Annotated in this window: 25 protein-coding genes; 16 read left to right on the plus strand and 9 right to left on the minus strand. The window is 65.4% G+C overall.

Annotated elements, in window-relative coordinates; genetic code table 11:
• Positions 1 to 11 precede the first annotated feature (11 nt).
• The gene (locus Q0Q48_RS05955; protein WP_295135482.1) at positions 12 to 860 is read left to right on the plus strand and encodes an enoyl-CoA hydratase; all 849 of its coding nucleotides are present in this window, start codon (positions 12 to 14) and stop codon (positions 858 to 860) included.
• Between the two features lie 143 nt (positions 861 to 1,003).
• Here Q0Q48_RS05955 and Q0Q48_RS05960 read toward each other — a convergent pair whose 3' ends face one another.
• The 3 genes from Q0Q48_RS05960 to Q0Q48_RS05970 are packed head-to-tail and all read right to left on the minus strand — an operon-like array spanning position 1,004 to position 4,584.
• Positions 1,004 to 1,990, minus strand: a complete 987-nt coding sequence (locus Q0Q48_RS05960) for an NADPH:quinone oxidoreductase family protein (RefSeq protein ID WP_295135483.1) — start codon at positions 1,988 to 1,990, stop codon at positions 1,004 to 1,006.
• Positions 1,991 to 2,005: 15 nt separating this feature from the next.
• Positions 2,006 to 2,896 carry an alpha/beta hydrolase gene (locus tag Q0Q48_RS05965; RefSeq protein WP_295135484.1) on the minus strand — a complete coding sequence of 297 codons (891 nt, stop codon included), beginning with the start codon at positions 2,894 to 2,896 and terminating at the stop codon, positions 2,006 to 2,008.
• Positions 2,897 to 2,910: 14 nt separating this feature from the next.
• Positions 2,911 to 4,584, minus strand: a complete 1,674-nt coding sequence (locus Q0Q48_RS05970; RefSeq protein ID WP_295135485.1) for a thiamine pyrophosphate-dependent enzyme — start codon at positions 4,582 to 4,584, stop codon at positions 2,911 to 2,913.
• A gap of 101 nt (positions 4,585 to 4,685) precedes the next feature.
• Here Q0Q48_RS05970 and Q0Q48_RS05975 point away from each other — a divergent pair, with 101 nt between their 5' ends.
• Together Q0Q48_RS05975 and Q0Q48_RS05980 are read left to right on the plus strand one after the other, a co-directional pair.
• Positions 4,686 to 5,546 carry a phosphotransferase gene (locus Q0Q48_RS05975; protein WP_295135486.1) on the plus strand — a complete coding sequence of 287 codons (861 nt, stop codon included), beginning with the start codon at positions 4,686 to 4,688 and terminating at the stop codon, positions 5,544 to 5,546.
• 41 nt (positions 5,547 to 5,587) lie between these two features.
• The gene (locus Q0Q48_RS05980) at positions 5,588 to 7,198 is read left to right on the plus strand and encodes an ABC transporter substrate-binding protein (protein ID WP_295135487.1); all 1,611 of its coding nucleotides are present in this window, start codon (positions 5,588 to 5,590) and stop codon (positions 7,196 to 7,198) included.
• A gap of 36 nt (positions 7,199 to 7,234) precedes the next feature.
• On the opposite strand, the gene Q0Q48_RS05985 is transcribed toward Q0Q48_RS05980, so the two are convergent.
• The 3 genes from Q0Q48_RS05985 to Q0Q48_RS05995 form a co-directional block, all read right to left on the minus strand.
• Positions 7,235 to 7,495 carry a hypothetical protein gene (locus Q0Q48_RS05985; RefSeq protein WP_295135488.1) on the minus strand — a complete coding sequence of 87 codons (261 nt, stop codon included), beginning with the start codon at positions 7,493 to 7,495 and terminating at the stop codon, positions 7,235 to 7,237.
• A gap of 2 nt (positions 7,496 to 7,497) precedes the next feature.
• On the minus strand, positions 7,498 to 8,790 hold the full coding sequence (locus Q0Q48_RS05990; RefSeq protein WP_295135489.1) for an adenylosuccinate synthase: 1,293 nt from the start codon (positions 8,788 to 8,790) through the stop codon (positions 7,498 to 7,500).
• Positions 8,791 to 8,907: 117 nt separating this feature from the next.
• Positions 8,908 to 10,071 carry an ATP phosphoribosyltransferase regulatory subunit gene (locus Q0Q48_RS05995; protein ID WP_295135491.1) on the minus strand — a complete coding sequence of 388 codons (1,164 nt, stop codon included), beginning with the start codon at positions 10,069 to 10,071 and terminating at the stop codon, positions 8,908 to 8,910.
• A 101-nt stretch (positions 10,072 to 10,172) separates the two neighbouring features.
• Here Q0Q48_RS05995 and Q0Q48_RS06000 point away from each other — a divergent pair, with 101 nt between their 5' ends.
• The 5 genes from Q0Q48_RS06000 to serA all read left to right on the plus strand — a co-directional run bounded on the left by Q0Q48_RS06000 (position 10,173) and on the right by serA (position 16,509).
• Entirely contained in the window at positions 10,173 to 11,129 is a 957-nt protein-coding gene (locus Q0Q48_RS06000; protein ID WP_295135493.1) for a glycosyltransferase family 2 protein, read from the plus strand.
• Positions 11,126 to 11,869, plus strand: a complete 744-nt coding sequence (locus Q0Q48_RS06005) for a class I SAM-dependent methyltransferase (RefSeq protein WP_295135495.1) — start codon at positions 11,126 to 11,128, stop codon at positions 11,867 to 11,869. The genes Q0Q48_RS06000 and Q0Q48_RS06005 overlap by 4 nt, the downstream gene beginning before the upstream one ends.
• 39 nt (positions 11,870 to 11,908) lie before the next feature.
• The gene (locus tag Q0Q48_RS06010) at positions 11,909 to 13,561 is read left to right on the plus strand and encodes a hypothetical protein (protein ID WP_295135497.1); all 1,653 of its coding nucleotides are present in this window, start codon (positions 11,909 to 11,911) and stop codon (positions 13,559 to 13,561) included.
• A gap of 104 nt (positions 13,562 to 13,665) precedes the next feature.
• On the plus strand, positions 13,666 to 14,841 hold the full coding sequence (locus Q0Q48_RS06015) for a phosphoserine transaminase (protein WP_295135500.1): 1,176 nt from the start codon (positions 13,666 to 13,668) through the stop codon (positions 14,839 to 14,841).
• 84 nt (positions 14,842 to 14,925) lie between these two features.
• Positions 14,926 to 16,509, plus strand: a complete 1,584-nt coding sequence (serA, locus tag Q0Q48_RS06020) for a phosphoglycerate dehydrogenase (RefSeq protein ID WP_295135502.1) — start codon at positions 14,926 to 14,928, stop codon at positions 16,507 to 16,509.
• A 57-nt stretch (positions 16,510 to 16,566) separates the two neighbouring features.
• Here the strand turns inward: serA and Q0Q48_RS06025 are convergent, their stop codons facing one another.
• The gene (locus tag Q0Q48_RS06025) at positions 16,567 to 18,336 is read right to left on the minus strand and encodes a sulfatase-like hydrolase/transferase (protein ID WP_295135504.1); all 1,770 of its coding nucleotides are present in this window, start codon (positions 18,334 to 18,336) and stop codon (positions 16,567 to 16,569) included.
• Positions 18,337 to 18,442: 106 nt separating this feature from the next.
• Between Q0Q48_RS06025 and Q0Q48_RS06030 the strand changes: the two genes are divergently transcribed.
• The 6 genes from Q0Q48_RS06030 to Q0Q48_RS06055 all read left to right on the plus strand — a co-directional run bounded on the left by Q0Q48_RS06030 (position 18,443) and on the right by Q0Q48_RS06055 (position 21,075).
• Positions 18,443 to 19,075, plus strand: coding sequence for a TetR/AcrR family transcriptional regulator (locus Q0Q48_RS06030; RefSeq protein ID WP_295135507.1), 633 nt, complete (start codon positions 18,443 to 18,445; stop codon positions 19,073 to 19,075).
• 20 nt (positions 19,076 to 19,095) lie between these two features.
• Positions 19,096 to 19,524, plus strand: a complete 429-nt coding sequence (locus tag Q0Q48_RS06035; protein ID WP_295135509.1) for a hypothetical protein — start codon at positions 19,096 to 19,098, stop codon at positions 19,522 to 19,524.
• 106 nt (positions 19,525 to 19,630) lie between these two features.
• Positions 19,631 to 19,873, plus strand: a complete 243-nt coding sequence (locus Q0Q48_RS06040) for a hypothetical protein (protein WP_295135512.1) — start codon at positions 19,631 to 19,633, stop codon at positions 19,871 to 19,873.
• Between the two features lie 45 nt (positions 19,874 to 19,918).
• Positions 19,919 to 20,185 (plus strand): hypothetical protein, encoded by a 267-nt coding sequence (locus tag Q0Q48_RS06045; protein WP_295135515.1) that lies wholly within the window; start codon positions 19,919 to 19,921, stop codon positions 20,183 to 20,185.
• Between the two features lie 32 nt (positions 20,186 to 20,217).
• Positions 20,218 to 20,697, plus strand: coding sequence for a hypothetical protein (locus Q0Q48_RS06050; protein WP_295135517.1), 480 nt, complete (start codon positions 20,218 to 20,220; stop codon positions 20,695 to 20,697).
• A gap of 18 nt (positions 20,698 to 20,715) precedes the next feature.
• Positions 20,716 to 21,075, plus strand: coding sequence for a hypothetical protein (locus Q0Q48_RS06055; protein WP_295135521.1), 360 nt, complete (start codon positions 20,716 to 20,718; stop codon positions 21,073 to 21,075).
• Between the two features lie 15 nt (positions 21,076 to 21,090).
• Here Q0Q48_RS06055 and Q0Q48_RS06060 read toward each other — a convergent pair whose 3' ends face one another.
• Positions 21,091 to 22,068 carry a tripartite tricarboxylate transporter substrate binding protein gene (locus Q0Q48_RS06060; RefSeq protein ID WP_295135524.1) on the minus strand — a complete coding sequence of 326 codons (978 nt, stop codon included), beginning with the start codon at positions 22,066 to 22,068 and terminating at the stop codon, positions 21,091 to 21,093.
• Between the two features lie 94 nt (positions 22,069 to 22,162).
• Positions 22,163 to 23,653: an FAD-dependent tricarballylate dehydrogenase TcuA gene (gene tcuA / locus Q0Q48_RS06065; RefSeq protein ID WP_295135527.1), complete on the minus strand. Its 1,491-nt coding sequence runs from the start codon at positions 23,651 to 23,653 to the stop codon at positions 22,163 to 22,165.
• 47 nt (positions 23,654 to 23,700) lie between these two features.
• Here tcuA and Q0Q48_RS06070 point away from each other — a divergent pair, with 47 nt between their 5' ends.
• The gene (locus Q0Q48_RS06070) at positions 23,701 to 24,348 is read left to right on the plus strand and encodes a hypothetical protein (RefSeq protein ID WP_295135530.1); all 648 of its coding nucleotides are present in this window, start codon (positions 23,701 to 23,703) and stop codon (positions 24,346 to 24,348) included.
• A gap of 15 nt (positions 24,349 to 24,363) precedes the next feature.
• Positions 24,364 to 25,554, plus strand: coding sequence for a CaiB/BaiF CoA-transferase family protein (locus Q0Q48_RS06075; protein ID WP_295135532.1), 1,191 nt, complete (start codon positions 24,364 to 24,366; stop codon positions 25,552 to 25,554).
• Positions 25,555 to 25,573: the final 19 nt, after the last annotated feature.

Genomic DNA, 25,573 nt, shown 5'->3' on the forward strand with positions numbered 1-25,573 from the left:
GGGAGCCTGCAATGACGACTTCGCCGATCCTCTACGAGACCCTGCCGGGCGGAGTCGCCCGGATCGTCCTCAACCGGCCCGACACGCGCAACGCGCAGGACACCGCGTTTCTGTATGCGCTGAACGAGGCCTTCGATCGTGCCGCTCACGACGACGCGACAAAGGTGATCGTGCTGTCGGCGAATGGTCCGCACTTCTCCTCGGGGCACGACCTGCGCGAGGTCGACGGACACGGCAACATGTCCCGGCACGACACCGTCGGGACCTGGGGTGGCTTCGGCAAGCCCGGCGCTGAGGCCCAGTACGCGCGCGAGCAGGAGATCTACCTGGGCTTCTGCGAGCGCTGGCGAAACATTCCCAAGCCGACGCTGGCGCTGGTCCATGGCAAGGTGATGGTCGGCGGGCTCATGCTGATGTGGCCCTGCGACCTCATCGTCTGTTCGGAGGACGCGGAGTTCCTCGATCATTCGGTGGCCATGGGCGTGGGCGGTGCCGAGTTCTTCGCGCATCCCTGGGAGATGGGTATCCGCAAGGCCAAGGAGTTCCTGTTCACCGCCGACTGGATCACGGCGACTGAGGCGCATCGGCTGGGCATGGTGAACCATGTCGTGCCGCGCGCCGAACTGGAACCGTTCGGCCTGGCGATGGCCGAACGGATCGCCCGGAAGCCGCTGTTCGCGCTGAAGCTCGTGAAGCAGGCGATCAACGCCGCCCAGGACGCACAGGGGCGGGTCGGCGCGATGCAGACCTCATTCGCGCTCCACCATCTGGCCCATGCCCACAACATGCTGGCCCACGGCAAGCTGGTCGATCCGACCGGCCTGATGCCGGCCATCAAGAAGCATGAGAAGGCGACCTAGCAGGCTAGTAAACGAAACAAACAGAATAAACGAAACAAATGAAATGAATGTCGCAGCCCCTGGATCCTGTGTCGGGGCGACTGTGGGCGCAACAATATTGCGCGCCGGTGCTTCTGAAAGGCCCATTTCAATTGCCGTCCAATTCAGGTCAGGGTCGGATCGACCATCAGGATGGTCTTGCCCGTTCCGTCACCGGAGAGCGCGTACTCGAGGGCCTCGCGATATTCGCCGAATGGGAAGGTTCTGCCGACCGGCACGTTCAGCTCGCCCTTCTCGACCCAGGCCAGCAGGTCCTTGAGTTCGCTGGCGGCGGCTTCGGCCTCGAATACCGCTCCGAACTGGCGATAGTCCACGCCGATGAGGGCTGCTCCCTTGAGGAGTGGCAAGTTCACGGGCAAGGCCGGTATGTCGCCGCCGGCAAAGCCTACGACGAGGTAGCGTCCGCCCCATCCGAGCGACCGGAATGCAGGCTGCAGTAAGGGGCCGCTGACCGGATCGAAGACGACGTCGATCCCCTTCGGCGATATCGCTCTCAGCCGGTCCCGCCATCCTTCAACGGTTCGGTCGAGCGTGACTCCTGCACCGGCCTCTGCAACGACGGCGCGCTTCCGGTCGGTCGAGGCGACACCGATGACATGCGCGCCGAGCAACCGGCCGATCTGGACCGCAGCCAATCCGACGCCACCGGCAGCGCCGATCACGACCAAGGTCTCCCCGGCCGCGAGTGAAGCGCGATTGCGAAGCCCGTGCAGGGCCGTGCCGTAGTTGACGCGAAATCCTGCGGCCTGGTTCATGCTCATCCGGTCGGGAATGCGGCTGACGGCCCGTTCGGAGGCGATTGCGTACTCTGCAAAGCCGCCGCGCACCTGCGCCAGGACGCGCTCTCCCATTTCGAACCCCGTGACTCCCGGGCCCAGCGCATCGACCAGGCCACCGATCTCGGCACCGGGCACGTGAGGCAAGGGTGGCTTGACCTGATAGCGGCCGAGCGCAACCAGAGAGTCGACGAACCCGACGCCACAGGCAGCGACCTTGATGCGAACTTCGCCCTCGCCTGGCTCGGGCACAGGCAGGTTGACCGGGGCATAATTGTCGATGGAGCTGAGATCGGTGGTCTGTATGGCCTTCATCGAGACGAACCTTCGCTATTGCGCGTGGTAGCCGATCCGCTCGAAAAACTGCGCAATCGCGATTGCAGCCAGATCGGGCTGTTCATAGTGGACGAAGTGGCCGGCATCCTCGGCGATGCCGGCTTCCACGTCCTGGAAGTAGTTTCCGACGACGTCGATCCAGGCCGACTTCAGTACCGGGTCGTGGCGTCCCCACAGGACGCGCGCGGGCTGGGTGATCACAGGCGGCTTGGGTGAAGTGCCTGCCATCACGGCGAGGCGGCCGGCATTCTGCGAGATGTACCAGTTGAAGCCGCCCTGGAGATTGCCGGGGCGCATGAAATTGTCGACCCAGCGCTCCAGCACCGGGTCGAACGCGTCCTTGCGATGGCACCAATGGGTCAGGAAGTGACGAAAATAGGCGCGGCACGAATCGCGTGAGGCGCCGACGATCGCGGGCGCGAACGGCATCTGGTGGAAGGTCTGGTACCAGATCTCGTTGATCTGTGCGGGATCGCGCCAGCGTGCGCCGACGCCATGAGTGCCGCAGTTGAAGAAGAACAGCCCGGCCACGCGGTCGGGGTGGCGGATCGCCAGCCGCTGCATCACGAACGCGCCGACATCGTGGCCGACGAAACCCGCTTTCGCGACGCCGAGGCGATCGAGCAGGGCCACGATATCGTCGGCCAGTACGTCGGGGCCGGCCTGGTCGGAAGGCCCCGGCGTCGGGTTGCCGCTTTCACCAAAGCCGCGGAAGTCGGGCGCGATCAGACGAAAGCGATCGGACAGGCGTTCGAACATCGGTTCCCAGGTCGCCCAGAATTCGGGCCACCCGTGCAGCAGGAACAAGGGTGCGCCGTTGCCGGCCTCGGCCACATGGGTCGGGAAACCGCGCGTCTCGACGAAAGCGTGCCTGACCTCGCACATGATGCACCTCTTCGTCAGCCCTTCTTCACCATCGCCTCGATCAGCGTCGGACCGTCCGTCCGGGCCAGCGCCCGGTCGAGGGCGGCATCAAAGCCTTCCGCCGTGTCGACCCGCTCGGCCGGCAAGCCGAAGCCCTCGGCGATCTTCGCGATGTTCATCGGCGGATCGTTGAAGTCCATGCCGATCGGCGTGTCATTGCCGTGGAACAGCTTCAGCCGGTTCTTGAGGATCTGGTAGCCCTCATTGTTGGTGATCAGGAAAATCACCGGCAGCTTCTGGTTGGCAGCGCTCCATAGCGCCGAAATCGAGTACATGGCGCTGCCGTCGCCGATCACGGCGACGACGCGGCGCTTCGGTTCGGCGATCTGTACACCGACCGCTGCGGCGATGCCCCAGCCGATGCCGCCACTCACATTGCCGAAGAAGCTGTTCCGGTCGCGGAAGGGAAAATAGCTCGGCAAGGTCGAGGTACTGGTGAGGCCTTCCTCGACGATGATGGCGTCCTTGGGCAGCTTGTCGCTGAGGCGCAGCATCACCCATTCCGCCGGCAGCGGCTTGGTGGTGGGCGTTGCGACCTTGGCCGCCTTCTGGGCGCGCTGGGCGCTCCAGTTCCGGGTCTCGATCTCGGCCAGCGAGGCCTTGGCCTTCCGGGCGAGTTCGGCGCCCCCCAGTTTCTCCAGGAGGGGCACAAGCGCCTTCAGCGTCTCCTTCACGTCGGCGCGCAGCGCGATCTCGGCCGGGAAGTTCTTGCCCATCTCCCAGTCGCGCAGGCCGATCATCGCCACCTTGGTGGTCTCGGGCAGCGGCTCGGTCTCGCTCCATACCGACATCTTCAGCACGTCGGACCCGACGCAGAGCATCAGGTCGTAGTCGGAGAGGACGCGGCGCACGTATTTCTGGTCGCGGTTCAGCGCGCCGAGATAGGCGGGATGTTCGGAGGGGAAGTGCGCGCCCCAGGCCACGGTCTGCTGCAGCACCGGCGCACCCAGCGTCTCGGCGAGCGCGGCCGCTTCGGCGAAGGCGTCGGAAGTCGCGATCTCATGGCCGGCCAGGATAACCGGCTTCCTGGCCGCGAGCAGGCGCCTGGCGAGCTGTTCCAGCGCCGCATCGCTCGGGCGCACGGCCGTGTCGACGCGTGTGACGTCGCCCATGTCGAGGGCGGCCTCGTTGTTCAGGATGTCCCCTGGCAGGGAGATGAAGACCGGCCCGGTCGGCGCGGTCATCGCGACCTTGGCGGCACGGCGCAGGATGCGCGGCAGGTCTTCGACGCGGCTCACTTCGGTGGCCCATTTGACGACCGGCTGGGCGATCGGCACCAGCGGCGCGTAGAGCAGGGGCTCGGTGAGGCCGTGGCCCTGCTCCTGCTGGCCGGCGGTCACGATCATCGGCGTGCCCGACATCATCGAGGTGTAGATCGAGCCGATGGCATTGCCGAGGCCGGGTGCGACGTGGACGTTGCAGGAGACCAGTTTGCCGGAGGCGCGCGCATAGCCGTCGGCCATGGCGATCACGACGGCCTCCTGGAGGGCCAGCACGTAGCCCATCTCCGGCGCGGATGAGAGCGCGTGCATGATCGGCAGCTCGGTCGTGCCTGGGTTACCGAACATCTTGGTGACGCCCTCATCCTTCAGGACGCGCAGGAAGGCGTCACGGCCGGTGATGGTGTTGGGGACGCGTGCGTCGGGCATTCATTTCCTCCGTGATAGGGCGCGAGGGTAGCGTGCCGTCGTGGCTCGTGAAATGATCGAGTGCATGACGGTTGGAAGACCATGCGCGATGCGAAAAGCCCGTGACTGATCTCGAGCGGAGAATCGCCAGCCTGGCATGCTGGCATGGCCCCGTGGCGATGGCGCCGCTGCTGGGCGGCCTGACCAACCTGTCCTACGTCGTGGAGGACGCCGGCGAAAAATTTGTCGTGCGCTGCGGCGACGACATCCCCGTGCATCACGTGTTTCGCGACCGCGAACGAGCCGCCTCGATCGCGGCTCACGCCGCCGGTCTCTCGCCCGAGGTGGTCCACCACGAACCCGGCCTGCTGGTGATGCGCTTCGTCGAGGGGCGGACTTTCACGGAGGCGGATCTTCGCGCGAACATCCAGCGCCTCGCGCCGCTCCTCAGGGCATGCCACCACAAAGTCGGTGAGCATCTCTCGGGCCCTCCGAACTTCTTCTCGGTCTTCCATGTGATCCGCGACTATGCCCGGACGATCAGGGCGGCGGACAGCCCGTTCGCTGCCGACGTGCCGCGGTATCTGCAGGCGAACCGGACGCTGGAAGCGGCGCAGATACCCATGCCGATCGTGTTCGGCCACCACGACCTGCTGCCGGGCAACGTGATCGATGATGGACAACGTCTCTGGCTGATCGACTGGGAGTATGGCGGCTTCGGCACCGCCATGTTCGACTTGGCCAACCTCTCGGCGAACGGGGCTTTTGGAGAGGCCGAGGATGCGGCTCTGCTGGATGCCTATTTCGACGGCAAGGTCCCGGCCGACCTGTGGCGCTCCTTCCGGGCCATGAAGGCGGCCAGCGCCCTGCGCGAGGCCATGTGGGCAATGGTGTCAGACATTCACCTGCAGAATCCCGGCGCCGACTACAAGGTGCATGCGCGCGATTATCTCAGGCGCTTCGGAGAACTGATGGCCCACTGATTGCATATGCCTTCCGGGGAGCTGATTTCAGGAGCATATGCATGAGCCTTCGCCGATTCCGTCTCGCTGTGGCATTGGCCGCCGCGTCCCTGCTGCCGCTGTCGGCCGCGCAGGCCCAGGAGAAGACGCTCCGCATCGCCATGACGGCATCGGACATCCCGACCACCACGGGCATGCCGAACAACGGCTTCGAGGGCATGCGCTTCCTCGGGTTCCCGATCTTCGAGGGCCTCATCCTGTTCGACCTGTCGAAGTCGGACCAGCTCGCAACCCTGCGACCGGGCCTTGCCGAAAGTTGGAAGCAGGCGCCGGATGACAAGAAGACCTGGATCTTCAATCTCCGCAAGGGCGTGAAGTTCCATGATGGCACCGACTTCAACGCCGACGCGGTGATCTGGAATCTCGAGCGCATCTTCAACAAGGACAGTGCGCAGTTCGAGGCGAATTCCGCCGGCATCATGCGCTCCCGCGTGCCGATCCTCGCCGGCTACAAGAAGATCGACGACAATACGGTGGCGCTGACCACGACCGTGGTCGCCTCTTATTTCCCGTGGATGGTGCCCTACATCCTCACCGCCTCTCCCACGCAATGGGAGAAGGCCGGCAAGGACTGGAACAAGGTCGGCGCTGCCGGGGGCGCCGGCACCGGACCGTTCAAGATCACGAAGGTCGTTCCGCGCCAGTCGGTCTCGCTTGGCCGGAACGACGACTATTGGGATGCCGGGAAGAAGGCCAAGGTCGACTCGGTCCTCCTGTTGCCGATCCCCGAGGCAAACACACGACTGGCGGCGTTGCGCTCCGGTCGTGTCGATTGGATCGAGGTGCCGCCGCCGGATGGCATCCCGTCGCTCAAGCAGGCGGGCTATGTGATCTCGACGAACTCCTATCCGCACGTCTGGCCGTGGTTCTACAACATGGCCGCCAAGAACAGCCCGCTGGCCGACGTTCGCGTGCGCCAGGCGCTTAACTACTGCATCGATCGCAGTGCCATCGTCTCGATGCTGAACGGTACCGCCGAGCCCTCCGTTGGCTGGCTGAAGCCCACGGATGCTGCGTTCGGGAATCCCGAGAACCGCTACACGTTCGATCCGGCGAAAGGAAAGAAGCTGCTGGCCGAAGCCGGCTTCACGCCGCAGAAGCCGCTGTCGTTCAAGGTCATGATCTCGACCTCGGGCTCCGGCCAGATGCTGCCGCTGCCGATGAACGAGGCATTGCAGGAGAACCTGAAGCAGGCCTGTGGCGTCGACGTCCAGGTCGACGCCGTCGAATGGCAGGTGCTGCTGAACGCCAGCCGCGCCACGCCCGACGCACCGTCGCTCAATGGGGCGATGGCCCTCAACGTGAGCTCACCGTCCAGCGATGTCGGTATGATGTACCGCTACTTCGCCGCAGCGAATTTCTCGCCGATGGGATCCAACTTCGAGCAGTGGAACGACGAGAAGTTCGAAACGGCGCTCAAGACCCTGGCCGAGGCGACGGACGAGGCGACGATCCTGCAGAACTTCAAGGTGGCGCACGAGCGGCTGGTCGACAATCCGCCCTGGCTCTACATCGTGCACGACCTCAATCCGCGCGCCTTCAGCAAGAACGTGCAGGGCTTCGTCCCGGCGCAGTCGTGGTTCGTCGATCTGACGAACGTCAGCCTGAAATAGGGACGACCCGAAGCCTCGCCTGCTGGCGCCGTTGCGTCAGCGGGCGCAGAGCTTCGGGATCTTCGACAGCATCTCGAGCGAGCAGACCTCGGTCGGGAAGAGGGCCCAGACGGCGGCGAGGATGACGGCCAGGAAGATGAAGGGCCGCAGGACCCTAAAGACCACGGGCAGCAGCAACTGCAGCACCCAGTAGCCGACGAGCAGCCCGACCACTACAGAGAGCACGCGATACTGCATGCTCCAGCTGTCCCATGGCCCGAGATTCGCGCGGGCGAGGAGTTCGTTGAGGTATTCCACGATCAGTCGCGGAATGGATCGGTCATCAGGATCGTATCCTCGCGCTGCGGGCTGGTGCTGAGCAGTGCCACCGGGCAGCCGACCAGTTCCTCCACGCGTCGCACGTACTTGATGCAGGTTGCCGGTAGCTCGGCGAAGGAGCGTGCACCCTGGGTGCTTTCGCTCCAGCCCTCGAACTCTTCCCAGATCGGCTTCAGCTTGGCCTGCGCGCCCATGGTGAAGGGAAAGCGCTCGATGCGCTTGCCGTCGAGCTCGTAGCCGACGCAGACCTTGATGACCTTCTCGCCGTCCAGGACGTCGAGCTTGGTGAGGGCGATGCCGTCGATGCCGTTCAGCTTCACCGCCTGGCGCACCATCACCGCGTCAAACCAGCCGCAGCGCCGACGGCGGCCCGTATTGGTGCCGAATTCCTTGCCGCGGTCGCCCAGGCCCTGGCCGATCTCGTCGGTCAGCTCGGTCGGGAAGGGGCCGTCGCCGACGCGCGTCGTATAGGCCTTGGCGATGCCCAGAACGTAGCCGACCGCGCCATTGCCCATGCCGCTGCCGATCATCGCCTGCGCCGCCACCGTGTTGGACGAGGTGACATAAGGATAGGTCCCATGGTCGATGTCGAGCATGGTGGCCTGCGCGCCCTCGAACAGGATGCGCTTGCCGGCGGCGCGCAGTCCGTCTAGCCGCTCCCAAACGTCTTCCGCGAAGGGAAGCAACTTCGGTGCGAGTTCCAGCAGCTCGGCCGTCAGCTTGGCCGGGTCGATGGTCGGCTGACCCAGGCCCGTGCGCAGCGCATTGTGGTGCGCGAGCAGCGTGTTGACCTTCAGCGGCAGCATGTCCGGTTCGGCAAGATCGCCGACGCGAATCGCGCGGCGGCCAACCTTGTCCTCGTAGGCGGGCCCGATGCCGCGGCGTGTCGTGCCGACCCGGATCACGCCGGGCGCATCCTCGCGCCATCCGTCGAGGTCGCGATGCAGCGGCAGGATCAGCACGGCATGGTTGGCGATCTTCAGGCTGGCCGGCGTCACCGACAGGCCCTGCTCGGTGACCTTCTTCACTTCCTCGAGGAAATGCCAGGGGTCGATCACCACGCCGTTGCCGATGATCGAGAGCTTGCCCTCGCGCACAACGCCCGAGGGCAGCAGCGCCAGCTTGTAGGTCTGGTTGCCGATGACCAGCGTATGGCCGGCATTGTGACCACCCTGGAAGCGCACCACCACCTCGGCGCGTTCGCTCAGCCAGTCGACGATCTTGCCTTTGCCTTCGTCGCCCCACTGGGCGCCGATCACTGCCACGTTGGCCATTGCATCTTCCTTCGGCCGGTTCCCTTCACACACGAAAACGCCTCCCCGGGGCCGGTTCCGGAGAGGCGTGATGTCGGATAGCACTTCCCCCCGCCGGTAGCGAGGCGAAATGCATCCTCAGAGGGGAACGGCCTCGCCGTCGATCAGGGCGTGGCTGCAGCGCAGCCGCTTCGCCTCGGCCCGTGGGTCCGGTGCTGCGACGACAGCGCGCACGACGGCATAGCCCTTCGCCTGCCAGAACGACGCATCGTCCCACCGGGCTGCTATGCCGACATAGAGCCGCGGCCGCTCCGGCGGCGGCTGGGAGGCAGCCAGCACTGCGTCCATGTAGACCGTGAAACCGGTCGCCGGCTCGCTGACCCCGTCCTCGGGATAGCCCGCCGAGTAGCGTCCGCCCCGCGCCAGCTCCTCGCGGCCCTTGAGGGCAAATACCGAGAAGGAGACGCCCGTCTGGTATTCGAGGCCACGGTACTCCACCGGATCGATCGTCAGCGGAAGGTCGGGCTCGGCCGCGACGATGAGCTTTACCACCTCGGCTAGTCGGGCCGCTTCCGCGGCCGCCGCCGCCGGCAGATTCAGGTCGGCAAGCTGTGCGATTCCCTTGTCGGCAGGCCCTGCGGCACGCAGCAGGCCGGCGAAGAGATCCGCCACCTTCTTGTCGTCGGCGGCCTTGGCGATGCCGCCCTCATCCTTGCGATCGAGCGCCCGCCGCAGGCGATTCAACGCCTCGCCGGGTTGCTTCAAGCCATTGGCCACGGCGGCGACCAGGGTCGGGAGGTTGAGATCGACCGTCAAATCGGAAACACCGATGGCGCGCAGCGTCTCGACCGCCAGCAGGACGGCTTCGGCGTCGGCTTCCGCGCTGTCGACCCCGATCAGCTCGGTGCCGACCTGGGCGAACTGACGTTCGGGCTTGAGCGCGCTGCCACGCACGCGGATCACGTTGCCGCCGTAGGACAGGCGCAGCGGTCGCGGCTCATGCTTTAGCCGGGTCACGGCGATGCGGGCGACCTGCACCGTCATGTCGGGCCGCACGCCCATCATGCGCTGCGAGACCGGATCCATGAGGCGGAAGGTCTGGGACGCCAGCGCGGCGCCCGGCCCGCCCAGCAGCGACTCCTCGAATTCGACCAGTGGCGGCTTCACACGCTCGTAGCCGAAGGCGGCGAAACGCTCGATGGCGACGTCGATGGCACGCGCTTCTCGCGCGGCGTCGGGGGGCAGCAGGTCGGCCAGTCCCGCCGGGAGCAGGCCGCGATGGTCATTGTCGTTGGAACTCATGGTACGGCTTGATAGCCCATTGTGCCGCCGATGGGGAGGCGGCGCTGGGAAGCACCAGGCGCGGCTCGTTTTCCTGCCGCGCATGGGTTATTGCTCCCCGAATGAGTCCCGCCCCACGTCCCGCCGTTTCCGTCGTGGCGCCCTGCTACAATGAGCAGGATGCGCTGCCCGAGTTCCTGCGCCGGGTCGGCGCTGTCCTGGACGGGATCAGCGGTTCCAGCGAAATCGTGCTCGTCGACGACGGATCGCGCGATCGCACCTGGCCTGTACTCGCGGCGGCCGCCGGCCGCGATCCGCGGATCGTCGCCGTGCGCCTGATGCGCAACCACGGTCATCAGCTCGCCCTCACGGCTGGTCTGTCGGTTTGCCGCGGCGAGCGCATCCTGATCATCGACGCCGACCTGCAGGATCCGCCCGAACTGCTGCCCGACATGATGGTGCTCATGGATCAGGGAGCCGACGTGGTCTACGGGCAGCGGCGCCAGCGCGAGGGCGAGAGCCTGTTCAAGCGCGCCACCGCCGCCGCCTTCTATCGTCTGATCGCCCGTCTGACCGACGTACAGATTCCAGCCGACGCCGGCGACTTCCGCCTCGTGACGCGACGCGTGCTCGACCTACTGCTCGCCATGCCGGAGCGCCACCGTTTCATTCGCGGCATGGTGGCCTGGATCGGCGGTCGGCAGGTGCCGTTGGTCTACGACCGCCACGCGCGCGTGGCGGGCGAGAGCAAGTATCCGATCGCCAAGATGGTCCGGTTTGCCGCCGACGCGATCACCTCTTTTTCCGTCGTGCCATTGATGGCCTCGATGACCATCGGCTGGATCATGGCGGCGCTGGGCTTCGGCTTCTTCGTCTACTCGATCGTGGGCTGGTGGGGCGGCCACACGCTGCCGGGCTGGACGTCGCTGATGGCAGCGGTCGGCCTGCTGGGCGGCATGCAGTTCCTGATGCTGGGCATCATCGGTGCCTATCTCGGCCGCCTTTACGACCAGAGCAAGGGACGGCCGCTGTTCATGATCCGCGACATTGTCGGCGGTGGGGGCGGGGGGCCTCAGTGAGCGCGTCCGATCCACAATCCTGGTCAGGCGAGCCTGCGGAGTTCGACGACTACGCGACCGAGTACGAGGGTGGCCTCGACAATCCCATCAAGCGCCTGATGGGCAGTTCGCCCGACCAGTTCATCGCGGTGAAGGCTCGCTGGCTGCTGCGCCGTGAGCCTGCCCTGCGCACCGGCGGGCTTTCCGTCCTCGACTATGGCTGCGGTGTCGGAAGCCTGATGCGCGTCCTGATCGGGCTTGGCGCAAAGGGATCGTTCACCGGATGTGACATCTCGACCGGCATGCTGCGTCAGGTCGAGCGCCGCTGGCCGCGCGAACTGGGCGCACCGCCGCAGCTGGCGCCGCAACAGGGCGCCCGAACGCCCTTTGTCGACGCAAGCTTCGACATCGTAATGATCAGTGCCGTGCTGCATCACGTGCCGGTCGAGCACCGGCCGGCGGTCTATGCCGAGCTTGGCCGCGTGCTCAGGCCGGAGGGCCGCATCTACGTTTTCGAGCACAATCCACGAAATCCATTGGTGCGGTATGTCACGGCCCGTACGCCGATCGACCGCAATGCCATTCTACTCGACGCGAGCGAGGTCCGGCACGGTTTGCTCGGCGCGGCGCGGTACGACCTCGATACCGACTACCTGATGTTCATGCCGCCCGGCCTGGCCTTTCTGCGTGGCATTGATCGCCTGCTGACATGGCTGCCGATGGGCGCGCAATATGCCGTCACGGCCCGCAAAGCGGCCTGAGGAGGGATGCGCCGTGACCCTGGTCGGTCGCAAGCACTGGTGACGAGGACGACGCCAGCCTGGCAGCTCCTGCTTGCCTTCGCGCTATCCCTGTCGACCTTGTGCGTGCTGATCGGCTGGCTGGAAAATGTCCACATCATCAGCTCGAACGGGATGTACAAGAGCATCCAGGCCGAGCCGTGGATCGCCAGCCCATCGACCGCCCGGCTCGACCCGTCCAACTATCTGTTCTTCCCGCTCTACGGCATCATGGCGCGCCTGCTCGATGCACTTGGCATCCTGCGCGGCGTGCCGTGGAAGCAGTTCGCCTATCTCAACGCCTTCTGGGCGAGTATCGGCACGGCGATCGTCTACGGCTTCGTCCATCGTCTGACGGGCAGGCCTGCTGTCGCTGCATTGGCATCGGTGTTCCATTTCGGATGCGGCTTCGTCCTTCTGCTGTCGGTCATCAGCGAGGACATCATGCCGGGCTATGTCTTCGTCCTCGCCTCGATGGCGCTGGCGGGGCTGTGGTTCGACCAGCCGACATGGCGGCGCATCGCCGTGGTCGGCGTGCTGTTCACCCTGGGTTGGCTGATCGAATGGCGCCTGATGTTCCCGACCCTGCCGGCGCTCGCGCTGGCGCTGCTGGTGGCGCCGGGCCCGATCGCACGACGCCTTGGCCACGTGCTCGTGCTGGTCGCGTCGATCCTCGCGACGTCGGGTATCGTCCAGCTCTCGTGGGAAGGGCACAACGGCGCCATCGGCCTGCACGACATCCTTTGGACCGGCAAGGGCGTGGCGACCGGTTGGGCCGGCGTCACCTGGGACAAGGCCTGGATGATGCTGTCCGGGGTCGGCAACTATCTGCTGCTGGTCGGCGGGTTTGTCGATCCTCGCTCGGCGCGCGAGGCCATGCTGCCGTTGTCGCTTTCCGTCCTGTTGCAGGCCGCGATCTTCGTCGCGAGCGTGATCGTCCTCTGGCCGCGGCGGCACGAACCTCGCCTGCGCGCCGTCGCCATCATCTTCCTCGGCACGTTGGGAGCGGGGCAGGTCCTGAATTTCTATTCCCAGCCGCAGGATCCGCAGATGCAGCTCAATGTCATGCCGTGGCTCACGGTGGCGTGGGCGTTTCTGCTTGCGGCGGCGCTGCTGTCGTGGCGCGTCATTGCCGTCGTACTCGCGTTTCTGTCGCTTGTGCCGTTCGCCTACAACGTATCGGCGCTCGCCAGGTGGCGGGGCGACGACCCGCGTTGGCTCGCGGCGACAACCGCGCTCGAGAAGCGGTTCCCGCCGGACGCCACCGTCTTCCTCTACTTCGGCTACGAGCCGATCACGACTTGGAAGTACGCACTGTGGAGTCGCACGTGGGATTGGGACAACAAGGTCGCGATCCCGCCGGCACCGTCGGCCGATCCGAAGTTCAAGTGGATCGCCGTCAATGCCGGTGCGATTCGCCATCCCGGCTGGACGGCGGCCGAGCATGCCGCGGCGCTCAAGCGTGACATCGATTTGGCGCTCGATCGCGGCTATCGCGTCGTCGTCTCCGATCTGTGGTCATGGCCGCCCGATGTGCTGGCGGCCTATCTCGGCACCGTTGCCGCCGCCGGCCGCACCGATGCGATCTACCGCATGCTGCACGACGACTTCCGTGCGACCGAGGCCTTCAAGGATCCGATCGCCGGAACCTATTACGAGTTGCAGCGCCGCTGAGGCGACACGCGACAATCTCTCCACATTGACGGCGCACTCGTCGGCCCGTATATCGGCGGCGGGCCACGCTCCCCCACCGGAGTGCATTTCTTCTGTAAGGGAGAATGACAATGACGAAGCCGTCTCTGCGTCCTGCGCGTCCCGACTTTTCCTCGGGCCCCTGCGCCAAGCGTCCGGGTTGGACACCGGAAGTTCTTAAAGATGCCGCCGTCGGGCGGTCCCATCGTTCGAAGCTCGGCAAGAAGAAGATTGTCGAAGCAGTCGATCGCACGCGCGCGATCCTCGACATTCCTGCCGACCATCGCATCGCCATCGTTCCCGCGTCCGACACCGGTGCGGTCGAGATGGCGCTGTGGTCGCTTCTGGGCGCCCGCCCGGTCGACATGCTGACCTGGGAAAGCTTCGGCGAGGGCTGGGTCACCGATGTGGTGAAGCAGCTCAAGCTCAAGGACACCCGTACCCTCAAGGCACCTTATGGCCAGATCGCCGACCTGAAGGCGGTCGACTGGACGCATGACGTCGTCTTCACCTGGAATGGCACGACCTCCGGCGTGAAGGTCCCCAACGGCGACTGGATCGCCGACGACCGCGAAGGCCTCGCGATCTGCGACGCCACCTCGGCCGTGTTCGCCATGGACCTGCCGTGGGCCAAACTCGATGTCGTCACCTGGTCCTGGCAGAAGGTCATGGGCGGCGAAGGCGCGCACGGCATGCTCGTCCTGTCGCCGCGTGCCATCCAGCGGCTCGAGAGCTATACGCCGGCCTGGCCGATGCCGAAGATCTTCCGCCTGACCTCGGGCGGCAAGTTCTCCGAGGCCATTTTCAAGGGCGACACGATCAACACGCCCTCGCTGCTCTGCATCGAGGACGCAATCGACGGCCTGAAGTGGGGCGAGGGTGTCGGCGGACTGAAGGGTCTGATGGCCCGTTCCGAAGCCAATCTCGGCGTACTGGAGAAGTTCGTTGAGTCCCGCCCGTGGGCTTCCTTTCTGGCGGCCGACAAAGCGATTCGCTCCAACACATCGGTTTGCCTCGTGATCAAGGCGCCGTGGTTCACCGCGCTGCCGGCCGACAAGCAGGCTGCGGCGGCCAAGAAGATGGGCGACCTGCTCGAGACCGAGAAGGCGGGTTACGACGTCGGCTCCTACCGCGACGCCCCGCCGGGCCTGCGCATCTGGTGCGGCGCGACGGTCGAAAAGACCGATCTGGAAGCGCTGCTGCCGTGGCTCGACTGGGCCTATGCCGAGATCGAGCGCGAGTTCGGCGCCAAGGCCGCATAAGCAGCCTCCTTTCTCTTTCACAGGACCGCGGACGAGGACGCCTGCGGTCCGCCGAAGACTTCACACAATTCTGAGGAGCCAGTCATGGCTAAGCCCAAGGTTCTCATTTCTGATGAGCTGTCCCCGCGCGCCGTCGAGATCTTCTCGGAGCGCGGCTGCGACGTCGATTTCAAGCCGGGCCTGAAGCCCGCCGAACTGCGCGAGATCATCGGCAACTACGAAGGCCTGGCGATCCGCTCGGCCACCAAGGTGACGGCCGAGGTTCTGGCCGTGGCCAAGAAGCTCAAGGTCGTCGGTCGCGCCGGCATCGGCGTCGACAATGTCGACATCAAGGCCGCAACCGCACACGGTGTCGTAGTGATGAACACGCCGTTCGGCAATGCCATCACCACCGCGGAGCACGCCATCGCGCTGATGTTCTCCGTCGCCCGGCAGGTGCCGGAGGCCAATGCCAGCACGCAGGCGGGCAAGTGGGAGAAAAACAAGTTCATGGGTACCGAGCTCAGCTTCAAGACGCTTGGCCTGATCGGCTGTGGCAACATCGGCTCGATCGTCGCTGAGCGCGCCATCGGACTGAAGATGCGCGTCGTGGCCTACGATCCGTTCCTGAGCGACCAGCGCGCCTCAGAGCTCGGCGTCGAGAAGGCGACCCTGGAGCAAGTGCTGGCTCGCGCCGACTTCATCACCGTACACACGCCGCTCACCGAGCAGACGAAGAACATCCTGTCGCGCGCCAACCTGATGAAGACCAAGAAGGGCGTGCGCATCGTGAACTGTGCGCGTGGCGGCCTGGTCGACGAGCTGGCGGTGCGCGACCTGCTCGTCTCGGGCCACATCGCGGGCGCAGGCTTCGACGTGTTCGTCGAGGAGCCGGCCAAGAGCAACGTCCTGTTCGGTGCGCCGAACCTCGTCTGCACGCCGCATCTCGGCGCCTCGACGGTGGAAGCCCAGGAGAACGTGGCGCTCCAGGTCGCCGAGCAGATGGCCGACTACCTGCTGACCGGCGCCGTCACCAACTCGCTCAACATGCCGAACGTCTCTGCCGAGGATGCGCCGAAGCTGGCGCCGTTCCTCGACCTCGCCGAGAAGCTGGGCGCCTTTGCGGGACAACTCACCGACACCGACATCAAGGCCGTCTCGATCGAGTACGAAGGGCAGGTGGCGAAGCTCAACGTCAAGCCGCTGACCCAGGTGGCGCTGATGGGCGTGCTGCGGCCGCAGCTCACCTCGGTCAACATGGTGAACGCGCCGGTGATCGCCCGCGAGCGCGGCGTCGAGGTGGCGGAAGTCAAGCACGAGCGCGAGACCGACTACAATTCGATGATCCGCCTCTCGGTCACGACGGAAAAGTATACGCGCTCGGTGACGGGCACGCTGTTCGGCGGCAAGCATCCGCGCATCGTCGAGATCAAGGGCATCGAGATCGACGCCGAGTTCGCGCCGCACATGCTTTACATCACCAACGACGACAAGCCGGGCTTCATCGGCCGCCTCGGCACGCTGCTGGGGGAGGGCAAGGTCAATATCGCCACCTTCCATCTCGGCCGCGACAAGCCGGGTGGATCGGCCATCGCGCTGGTCCAGGTCGATCAGCCGATCTCGCCCGAGCTGATGGGTAGGATCGGCAGCATCGAGGGCGTCGTGCAAGCTAAGGCACTGGGCTTCTAGATCCGACCGCGCGGGCGCGACCCTGTCGCGCCCGCTTCGATGAACGTCCCTGCAGCGTCAGAGATCGATCTGGTCGAGGCCCCAGGTGATGCCGGCGACGTCGGGCAGCTCGCGCCCGTCATCCTTGCCGATTTCGGCCTTGATCAACGCCGAGAGCTTGCCGTTCATCGTCAGGATGACTTCGGCGTTGGATTTGCGGTCGATGGCGAGATTGTTCATCTCCGCGGGATCCGTGGCGATGTCGTAGAGCTCGACATCATTCCACTTGAATAGCTCGTCGATCGTTGCCGGATCGTTGTGATCGACCGGTGCGAAGTAGCGGGTGAACCGATAGCGTCCGTCGAAAGCCGACCGGACATGGCCCCGCTTCTTGAGATCGGGCCGGAAGCCCTGCCGCTTCGCCTCTTCCTTTGGATCCTTTCCCGCCATGACCGCCTTGGCGGCGAAGTCGAAGACGGATGCGTCGTTGCTGGCGAGGCCGCTGTAGGTGAACAGGGTCGCAGGGCGGGCGGCGTCGATCGCCTGGCTGGCCGAATTAACGAGTAGTGGCGACAGGTCCTTGCCGGGCAGCACCTGCCCGGCAAGTTCTGCGGCACGATCGGCTTTCACGCCCGCCATCGAAAACATGGTGGGCAGCAGGTCAATATGGCTGCTGAGCGACTTGCATTGCTGGCCGCCCTTGACGTCGGGATGCACGACGTAAAAGGGCAGGTGGTTCGTTTGCTGGTAGGCGAATGGGCCCTTGCCGCGCAGGCCGTGCGCGCCGGCCATCTCGCCGTGATCGGACGTGAAGATGACAATGGTGTTCTGATCGAGCTGCAGCGCTTCCAACTCGGCGAGCAGTGCTTCGATCGAGCGATCCACGTTGCGGATGCAGTTGATGTAGTAGTCGTTGAACCGCTTCCAACGCGCTTCGTCGGGCGGTATGTGGCCCAGGATATAGTCCCAGACGCGGTCGAATTCGCCATGCGCCCTGGGGCGACCGGGCGCATCGAACGGTTGGCGCAGATTGTCGGGGACGGAAACGTCCCAGGTCGCCTGGTAGAGCCTGTGCTCTGGTGCTCGTGCCGCCTGAAGGCGCAGTTTCCCGGTGTCCTGCACGTTCTCGCCAGGTGCATCCGTGTTGAAATACATGACGTCGTGAGGATTGACGAAGCTCACGTACATGCACCACGGCTTGCCATCGTCGCTCAGGGGGCGACCCTTGGTGCGCAGCCAGTTGATGGCGCTGCCGGCCGTGATGTGGTCGAAGCCGTAGCCGCCCAGCGTGTGGCCGATCAGGTCACCGGGAGAGAAATTGTCGGCGAAGCCGTACCGCTCCATGTGCGGCGTCATGAACTTGTCGACGGACGTGGTGTCGAAATCCCGGCTCAGGTGCCACTTGCCTTTGTAGGCCGTGTAGTAGCCCGCCTTGCGCAGCATGTTGCCGGAGGTCGGCCTCGAAAGATCCTTCATCCACGGCACGTCGAGATTTTCGAACATGCCGTTGTTCGCGGTCTGCAGGCCCGTCACGATCACCGACCGGGACGAGGTGCACATCGTGGCCGGACACTGGTGGTTCGTGAACGTCGTGCCGGTACGCTCCAGACGCTCGTGGCCCGGCAGCGACAGGCCCTTCGGCCACCTGTCATGGAAGCGTTCCTGATCGGTGAAGACGAAGAGGATGTTCAGCGGGCCACGGGCGCGCGATACGGCGGGCGCCGTGCCCTGTGCTTGCGCCTGGGCGATCTCAATGGGCGCTGCCGCAAGCAGCGAGGCGGATGCTGCGGCTGCGGAGGATTGCAGGAAGGAGCGCCGCGTCGTTCCGGTCGGATTGGTGCCGGTCATGGCTCGAAAGGCCCCGTTCTGATGGCTGCCGTCATTGGCATTCAAAATTATATGGACACTCCAAAATTGGACGACAAGTTAAAAAAATGTAATCAGTTCATGTGAAATGACGAAGCTTTCCCGTGAGCCACCGCGGCCGACGTCCAGCGGCAAGATGACCAAGCGCGAGCGCACGCGCCGGGAGATCCTTGCGGCGGCGATACAGGTGATGTCGGAGCGGGGAGCGGCACAGGCCGTCGTTCATGAAATCGCAGTGCGCGCGAACGTGACGACGGGGACCTTCTACAATCACTTCCGGGGCAAGGCCGAGATCGTCGAGGCAGTGGCCGGCTGGTTCTCCGTCTCAATGATGGATCAGGCTGACGAGGCACGCGCAGCCATGACCACCGGCACGGAGCGAATGGTCGACGGCTGCCAACGTTATCTCTCGATCGCGCGCGAGAGCCCGAAGACGGCGTTGCTGGTGCTTGAACTCGCCATGGCGTCTCCCACAATGTTGAAGACGATCGGCGAGTTCGTGCTGGCCGACGTGCGGTTGGGTGTGCGCCAGAAGGAGTTCACGATCTTCGGTGAGCAGGCCGCGGTGGACCTCGTCGAGGGCTACGTCATGCTCGCCATGCGGGTCATCGCACTCCAGCGGCCACCGGCGAGCTATGAACATTCGGTCGTCGCGACCATACTCCAGGGGTTGGGGGTGTCATCGCAACGGGCGGCCGCGCTGTCCGGCGGCAAGGTTTGAGCACCACAAGGAGAGTTGAGATGCCGTCTGCGCGGAGCAGTGCATATCGCACCGTAGCCGGTTTCGTGGTCGCGCCGATGATGCCGGCGCTCGTTCTCGCAGGCGTGGTGCTCGCCGCCGGCGGGGATTCGCAGACCCTGGGATATGCCGCGTTTGCGGGTTACATCTCCTATCCATTCGCCCTGCTGGTCGGCCTGCCGATGTTTCTGTTCATGCGCCGCAAGCGCTGGGACGGATTGCGGGCCTACGCCCTTGCCGGGCTGGCGCTGGGACTGACGTTCGTGGTCCTGTTTGCCGGCCTTGCGGGTTTTGACGGCGATGCGGCCGATCCTGCCTGGCTGAACCTGCTGGCCAACCTTGCATTCATGCTGCCATTCGTTCTGGCCTGTGCGGTGGTGTCGTCGATTGTGTTCTGGTCGATCGCGCGACCCGACCTTCAGCGGGCTTGATGTCCGGGCGAGGCCTTCGTCGGCCTCATGTCGCTATTAGAAGATATCCGTCGTGCGGTATCCGGGCAGGACGTTAACGTCCGTGTCCCGAAACGACGAGGTTCTGATGCCCCGTGTCAGTGAAATCGAAGAGGACGGCGGCGATCCCGTCCTCAAGGTGGCCTTCGACCGGCAGCGCGAGATGTTCGGAGGCCTGCTGAACCCGACCAAGGTGATGGCGCACTGCCCGCCGATCCTGAAGGCGGCCGGCATGCTCAGCCAGTCGATCGAGGAGTCCGGCCTTCTGCCGAAAGGCCTGCCGGCGCTGCTCTACGTGCGCGTCGCGACGATCAACGGTTGCCCGTTTTGAATCGACATCAATTCCAGCCGTGTGCTGGAAACCACGGAAGGCGGGATGGAGAAGCTGGCGGAGGTCACGACCTGGCGCGACAGCACGCTCTTCAGCGAGGCCGAGCGGCTGGCTCTCGAATATGCCGAGCGGATTACCTACACCGACCGCAAGGTCGACGATGCGCTGGTCGATGACCTGAAGAAACACTACAGCGACGCGCAGATCGTCGAGCTGACGGCGGCAATCGCGATGGAGAACTTCCGCTCGAAGTTCAATCCCGCCCTCGGCATCGAGGCGCAGGGCTTCTGCATGGTGCCCAAACGCGGCTAGACTGGTGGCGCCAACAGAAGCCGGTGGAAACGATGACCGAGACCGTCCGCTACATGGATCGCACGAGGGACTACTATCGCGCGCTCGGCTATCCGTCCGATTATGTCTGGTCCCGCTTCGACACGGTGCCGTTCGCGCATCTCGCCAAGCCCCTGTCACAGGCGAGGATCGGTCTCGTCACGACGGCAAGCCCACCCGATCTCGGTAATCGCGATGCGTCCGGCAAGCGGCAGGTCTGGTCCGGCGCGATCTCGCCGGCGCCAGCCAAACTCTTCACCGACAACGTCGCCTGGGACAAGGAATCGACCCATACCGACGATCGGGCCAGCTTCCTGCCGATCGAGGCCATCCAGCACTGGGCCGCAGAAGGCCTGGTTGGTGGTCTGACGGCGCGTTTCCATGGCGTGCCCACCGAGTACAGCCAGCGCAAAACCATGGAGATCGATGCGCCGCAGGTCCTGGCACGATTGCGCGCCGACGGTGCTGACGGGGCGCTGCTCTCGCCGCTTTGACCCGTCTGCCACCAAACCGTGAGTTTGGTCGCCCGCCATCTCGAAGCCAACGGAATGCCGACCGTAATCGTCGGCTCCGCCCTCGACATCGTCGAATATTGCGGCGTGCCACGTCTCCTGTTCACGGATTTCCCGCTGGGCAATCCGTGTGGGCCGCCGTGGAGGGAGGACCTGCAGCGCACGATCGCGGGGCAGGCGCTTGCTCTCCTGCGCGATGCCGACGCGCCGCGCACCACGCGGCGGTCGGATGTGTCGTGGCCGTCCGACGACGACTGGCGCCCGCGCTACGGGCGCGTGAAGCCGGAGGATGCCGAACGACTGAGGGCACTGGGCGAAGAGAGGCGCCGCACGCGGGCTCAGGCACGGACGCCAGGGTAGAGCGGTTCGAAACCGCTATTCCATCTGGACGTTGAGCTCGCGCAGTTTCTTGCCCCAGAAGGCGTGCTCGTCGGCGACGAACTTGGTGAACTGGGCGCGGGTCCGGTCGGGCGGCATTTCCAGCCCGTCGCGCGCCAGCGCCTCTCCCCACTTGGGGTTCTTCATGGCTTCTTTCGTCGCCTTCTCGATCTTGTCGAGAATGTCCGGTGGCGTCTTGGCCGGGGCGAACAGGCCCTGCCAGCTGGTGACGACGACGTCGATTCCCTGTTCCTTCAGGGTCGGCACGTCCGGCATGGAACTGACGCGCTTGTTGCCCGTCACCGCCAGCGCCTTGAGGTTGCCGCCCTTAACCTGCGAGACAGCCGGCGGCAGGGACGAGAAGTTCATGGTGATCTGGCCACTGATGACATCAGCCACCGCCGGCCCGGTGCCCTTGTAGGGGACGTGGGTGATCTTGACCCCGGCGGCCTCGGCGAAAAGCGCGCCGGCCAGGTGGTTGTTTCCGCCCACACCCGAGGACGAGAAAGTGAGCTTCTCGGGATCCTTCTTGGCCATCGCCACCAGTTCGGCCGCGTTCTTCACCGGGACCGAATTACCCACGACCAGTACGTACTGGTAGTCCGTGATCTGGCAGATCGGCGCCAGACCGCCGAGTGTGTCGATCATGCCCTTCTGGACATGCGGGTTGATGATCACGTTGGTCCCGACGGCGACGAACAGCGTCTGTCCGTCCGGCTTGGCATTCGCGACGGCGCGCAGGCCGATCGAACCGGCGGCGCCGCCCTTGTTCTCGATGATGATCTGCTGCCCGATGACCGGCGTCATGACGTGCGCCAGCTCGCGGGCGTTGATGTCCGTGCTGCCACCCGCAGCGTAGCCGACGACGAAGGTGACCGGGCCGGTCGGCCAGTTGGCCTGGGCGCGCGAGACGGACGGCAGCAAAAGCGACGAGCCGCCAAGGGCCAGGGCGTTACGCCGGGTGATGGGGAGCATGCTCTTCCTCCTGTGGCGCGCGCGGTTCATCCGCGTCGCGCAACCTCAGTTTGTCGGGACCTTGAAGCCAATTCGTTCGGCCGGCAAGCGGGGCTCAGTTCTTCCCCGCGACGTACTTGCCGGCGCCGTCGCCCGCGAGCTTGCCCAGGACCGCGCCGGACACCAGGCCCGTGCCGCCAGGGTAGTTGTGATAGAACAGGCCACCCACCAGTTCGCCCGCTGCGAACAGGCCGGGGATCGGATGGCCGTCGGTGCTCTCGACCTCGCCCTCGGTGGTAATCTTCAGTCCGCCGAAGGTGAAGGTGAGGCCGCAGGTCACGGCATAGGCCTCGAACGGACCCTGGTCGATCGTGTTGGCCCAGTTCGTCTTCGGGACCGCGAGCCCCCGCGTGCCGCGGCCATCCTTGATCGCCGGGTTGAACGGCACATCGGTCATGACGGCGGCGTTCCATTCCTTGATGGTCTTTAGGAACTGCTCCTGGTTCACGCCCTCGAGCTTGGTCGCCAGCTCCTCGATCGTGTCGGCACGCACCTTGGTCATGCGCTTGATGCGGTACTCGTCGCGCAGCTTGTCCAGCACCTTCGAATCGAAGATTTGCCATGCGAACTGCTGCGGCTGCGACAGGATCACCGCGCCGTACTTGGCATAGGTGTAGTTGCGGAAGTCGGCGCCCTCGTCGACGAAACGCAGTCCGTTGGCGTTCACCATGATGCCGAGCGGGTAGGAGTGCTTCTGGAAATTGTCGCCGACGTCGAGGTCGCCGAACTCCGGCGCGTTCATGTCCCAGCCGACGGCGTGGCCGCCCGACCAGTTGCCGTGCGGCTTGGCGCCGATCGCCAGCGCCATATTGATGCCGGCGCCGGTGTTGAAGCGGGTGCCGCGCACCTTGGCGAGGTCCCAGGTCGGGCCGAGATAGCGCGTGCGCATCTCGGCATTGCTCTCGAAGCCGCCGCAGGCCAGCACGACCGCCTTGGCGCCGATCCGCACCTTGCGGCCCTTGTGGCGGGCGATGACGCCGCGCACCACGCCGTCCTCTTCGATCAGCGACACTGCCGCCGTCTCGTAGTGGATCGGGATGCCGGCCTTGATCGCCGCCTTGTGCTCGAGGTCGACCAGGCCCGGCCCGCCGCCCCAGGCCTCGACCGCGAGGCCGCCCCAGAACTTGTACTTGCCGCTCACCTTGAAGGCCTGGCGGCCATAGGAAGGCTGGAAGCGTACGCCCTTGGAGCGCATCCACTTCAGCGTCTCGAAACTGCGACCGATCAGGGTATCCGTGAGCTCGGGGTCGCAACGGTAGTTGGTCACCCGGCCCATGTCGTCGAGATATTCGTCGGCCGAGTAGCTGCCGAAGTCGACGTCGCGCTTCTCATCCTCGGTGAGGTCGTAGAGCTGCACCAGGTCGTCGACGCCGTGGAAGACCACGCGCATGGCGCCGGCCGTATAGGTGCTGTTGCCGCCGCGTTCGGCCTCCGGGGCGGCCTCCAGCATGGCGACCGACGCGCCCGTCTCGCGGGCCGCGAGAGCCGCACATGCCGCCGCGTTTCCGGCACCCACCACCAACACATCGACCTGAAAATCGTCCACGCCTCGCTCCTCGATTCCGGCACTGAATTTGCGTTACAATAGACCTAATGGGTGATCGTTTCGACCGTCTTGCGACCCGGCATGCAAATGTCGAGGTCCTGCTACGCCGACCCGGCATCGGGCACAATAACGGCCCGACCTTCGACATGTCCTGGGGGGCCTGGGTGTGGCGCCGTGCCGCCGCCAAGGCTTGGAAGTCGCCCAGCCCCGAAGTCGCTAAAATGCGTGTCCGGCGGGCCGAACGCCTCGGAATCACCTATAAGGAACTGACCGCCTCGCTGATGAACACCGGCGCCAACCTGGGGGCCGCGGTGCTACCGCTGTCGCTGGCTGCCCGGGTGCGCCGTGGGCCCAACCGGGAGATCATCGTCGAAGCGCGCAATTCGGTGGCCGCGCTGGTCGCGAAGTTCGGCGGCCGGCTGTTCCTGCTCGGCGATATCGACGCCGTGCCGGCTCTCACCGATGAGGAGCGCGCCGAGTTCCTGTCGACCCTCAACCGCGCCTTCGACGGGAAGGTCGAGGCGATCGGCTGGGGGCATGACGGCAAGGCGATCCGCACGATACTCAAGGCGAATGCCGTCCCGCACCAGGAGGCGTTCCTGGTTGGCGCCGGCGTCGTCCATCAGTTGTTGGGCGAGGCTGCCGGCCTGCCGTTCACCAAGGATATCGATACGTGGCTCAGCCCCTCGGGCTGAGGTATTTGATGGGGCATGACCTCATCCTTTGAACCGCCCCTGAAGGGCGTCCGCGTCGTCGAACTTACCCACACCATCCTGGGTCCGTCCTGCGGCATGATCCTGGCCGACCTCGGTGCCGAGGTGATCAAGGTCGAGCCGGTCGACGGCGACCGCACGCGCAAGCTGCGTGGCTTCGGCGCGGGCTTCTTCGGTTACTTCAATCGCAACAAGAAGAGTCTGGCGCTCGACGCGGACTCGCCCGAGGGCCGCAAGGTACTGGTGAAGCTGCTCGAGAAGGCCGACGTGCTGATCGAGAACTTCGCACCCGGCTCGATGGCCAAGCGGAAGTTGGGGCCGGCGGACCTCGAGAAGATCAACCCGCGCCTCGTCTACTGCGCGCTGAAGGGCTTCCTGCCCGGCCCCTACGAGAAACGGCCGGCACTCGACGAGGTCGTGCAGATGATGGGCGGTCTCGCCTACATGACCGGTCCCAGCGGCCGGCCGCTGCGGGCCGGCACCTCGGTGATCGACATCGTGGGCGGCATGTTCGGCGCCTTCGGCACGGTCCTGGCACTGAAGCAGCGCGACCGCACGGGAAAGGGAGGGCTGGTCGAGAGCGCGCTGTTCGAATCGGTGGTCTTCCTGATGGGCCAGCACCTCGCGATCACGGCGATCAACGGGGCCGCGCCGCCGCCGATGCCCGAGCGGGTGAGTTCGTGGGCGGTCTATGAGATCTTCAACACCGCTGACGACTTGCAGGTCTTCATCGGCATCACCAGCGACGGCCAGTGGAAGCGCTTCTGCGAGTTCTTCAAGCAGCCCGAACTGGCCGCCGACCCGAAGCTCGCGACCAACAACCTGCGAATCGAGGCACGGCCCTGGCTGGTGCCGAAGGTCGCCGCGGTGTTCAAGGCCTATACCAAGGACGCGCTGGAGCAGATGTGTCTGGAGGCCGACATCTCCTTCGCGCCCGTCGCGCGGCCGCAGGACCTGTTCGACCATCCCCATCTCATGGCCAATGGCTCGCTGGCGCCGACGACCCTGCCGGGCGGCGTGCAGACCCAGCTGCCGCTGCTGCCCTTCCAGATGATGGGCTGGCGCCCGCCGCTCGTCTCCAATCCGCCGGACATCGGCCAGCACAACGACGAGGTGCTGTCGGAGATCGGCTACGATCCCGCGGGCATCGCCGGGCTGAAGGTGGCGGGGCTGCTAGGACCGAAGTAGGTCGGGTACCCGTGGGGAC

The sequence above is a fragment of the uncultured Reyranella sp. genome (assembly GCF_945957355.1).
In the GTDB taxonomy this organism is placed as follows: Bacteria; Pseudomonadota; Alphaproteobacteria; order Reyranellales; family Reyranellaceae; genus Reyranella.

Excerpts from the sequence above, each read along its gene's own strand:
- Q0Q48_RS05955 (WP_295135482.1), top strand. The coding sequence starts at position 12 with ATGACGACTTCGCCGATCCTCTACGAGACCCTGCCGGGCGGAGTCGCC.
- Q0Q48_RS05960 (WP_295135483.1), bottom strand. The coding sequence starts at position 1,990 with ATGAAGGCCATACAGACCACCGATCTCAGCTCCATCGACAATTATGCC.
- Q0Q48_RS05965 (WP_295135484.1), bottom strand. The coding sequence starts at position 2,896 with ATGTGCGAGGTCAGGCACGCTTTCGTCGAGACGCGCGGTTTCCCGACC.
- Q0Q48_RS05970 (WP_295135485.1), bottom strand. The coding sequence starts at position 4,584 with ATGCCCGACGCACGCGTCCCCAACACCATCACCGGCCGTGACGCCTTC.
- Q0Q48_RS05980 (WP_295135487.1), top strand. The coding sequence starts at position 5,588 with ATGAGCCTTCGCCGATTCCGTCTCGCTGTGGCATTGGCCGCCGCGTCC.
- Q0Q48_RS05990 (WP_295135489.1), bottom strand. The coding sequence starts at position 8,790 with ATGGCCAACGTGGCAGTGATCGGCGCCCAGTGGGGCGACGAAGGCAAA.
- Q0Q48_RS05995 (WP_295135491.1), bottom strand. The coding sequence starts at position 10,071 with ATGAGTTCCAACGACAATGACCATCGCGGCCTGCTCCCGGCGGGACTG.
- Q0Q48_RS06000 (WP_295135493.1), top strand. The coding sequence starts at position 10,173 with ATGAGTCCCGCCCCACGTCCCGCCGTTTCCGTCGTGGCGCCCTGCTAC.
- Q0Q48_RS06015 (WP_295135500.1), top strand. The coding sequence starts at position 13,666 with ATGACAATGACGAAGCCGTCTCTGCGTCCTGCGCGTCCCGACTTTTCC.
- serA (WP_295135502.1), top strand. The coding sequence starts at position 14,926 with ATGGCTAAGCCCAAGGTTCTCATTTCTGATGAGCTGTCCCCGCGCGCC.
- Q0Q48_RS06025 (WP_295135504.1), bottom strand. The coding sequence starts at position 18,336 with ATGACCGGCACCAATCCGACCGGAACGACGCGGCGCTCCTTCCTGCAA.
- Q0Q48_RS06030 (WP_295135507.1), top strand. The coding sequence starts at position 18,443 with ATGACGAAGCTTTCCCGTGAGCCACCGCGGCCGACGTCCAGCGGCAAG.
- Q0Q48_RS06035 (WP_295135509.1), top strand. The coding sequence starts at position 19,096 with ATGCCGTCTGCGCGGAGCAGTGCATATCGCACCGTAGCCGGTTTCGTG.
- Q0Q48_RS06040 (WP_295135512.1), top strand. The coding sequence starts at position 19,631 with ATGCCCCGTGTCAGTGAAATCGAAGAGGACGGCGGCGATCCCGTCCTC.
- Q0Q48_RS06045 (WP_295135515.1), top strand. The coding sequence starts at position 19,919 with ATGGAGAAGCTGGCGGAGGTCACGACCTGGCGCGACAGCACGCTCTTC.
- Q0Q48_RS06050 (WP_295135517.1), top strand. The coding sequence starts at position 20,218 with ATGACCGAGACCGTCCGCTACATGGATCGCACGAGGGACTACTATCGC.
- Q0Q48_RS06060 (WP_295135524.1), bottom strand. The coding sequence starts at position 22,068 with ATGCTCCCCATCACCCGGCGTAACGCCCTGGCCCTTGGCGGCTCGTCG.
- Q0Q48_RS06070 (WP_295135530.1), top strand. The coding sequence starts at position 23,701 with ATGGGTGATCGTTTCGACCGTCTTGCGACCCGGCATGCAAATGTCGAG.
- Q0Q48_RS06075 (WP_295135532.1), top strand. The coding sequence starts at position 24,364 with ATGACCTCATCCTTTGAACCGCCCCTGAAGGGCGTCCGCGTCGTCGAA.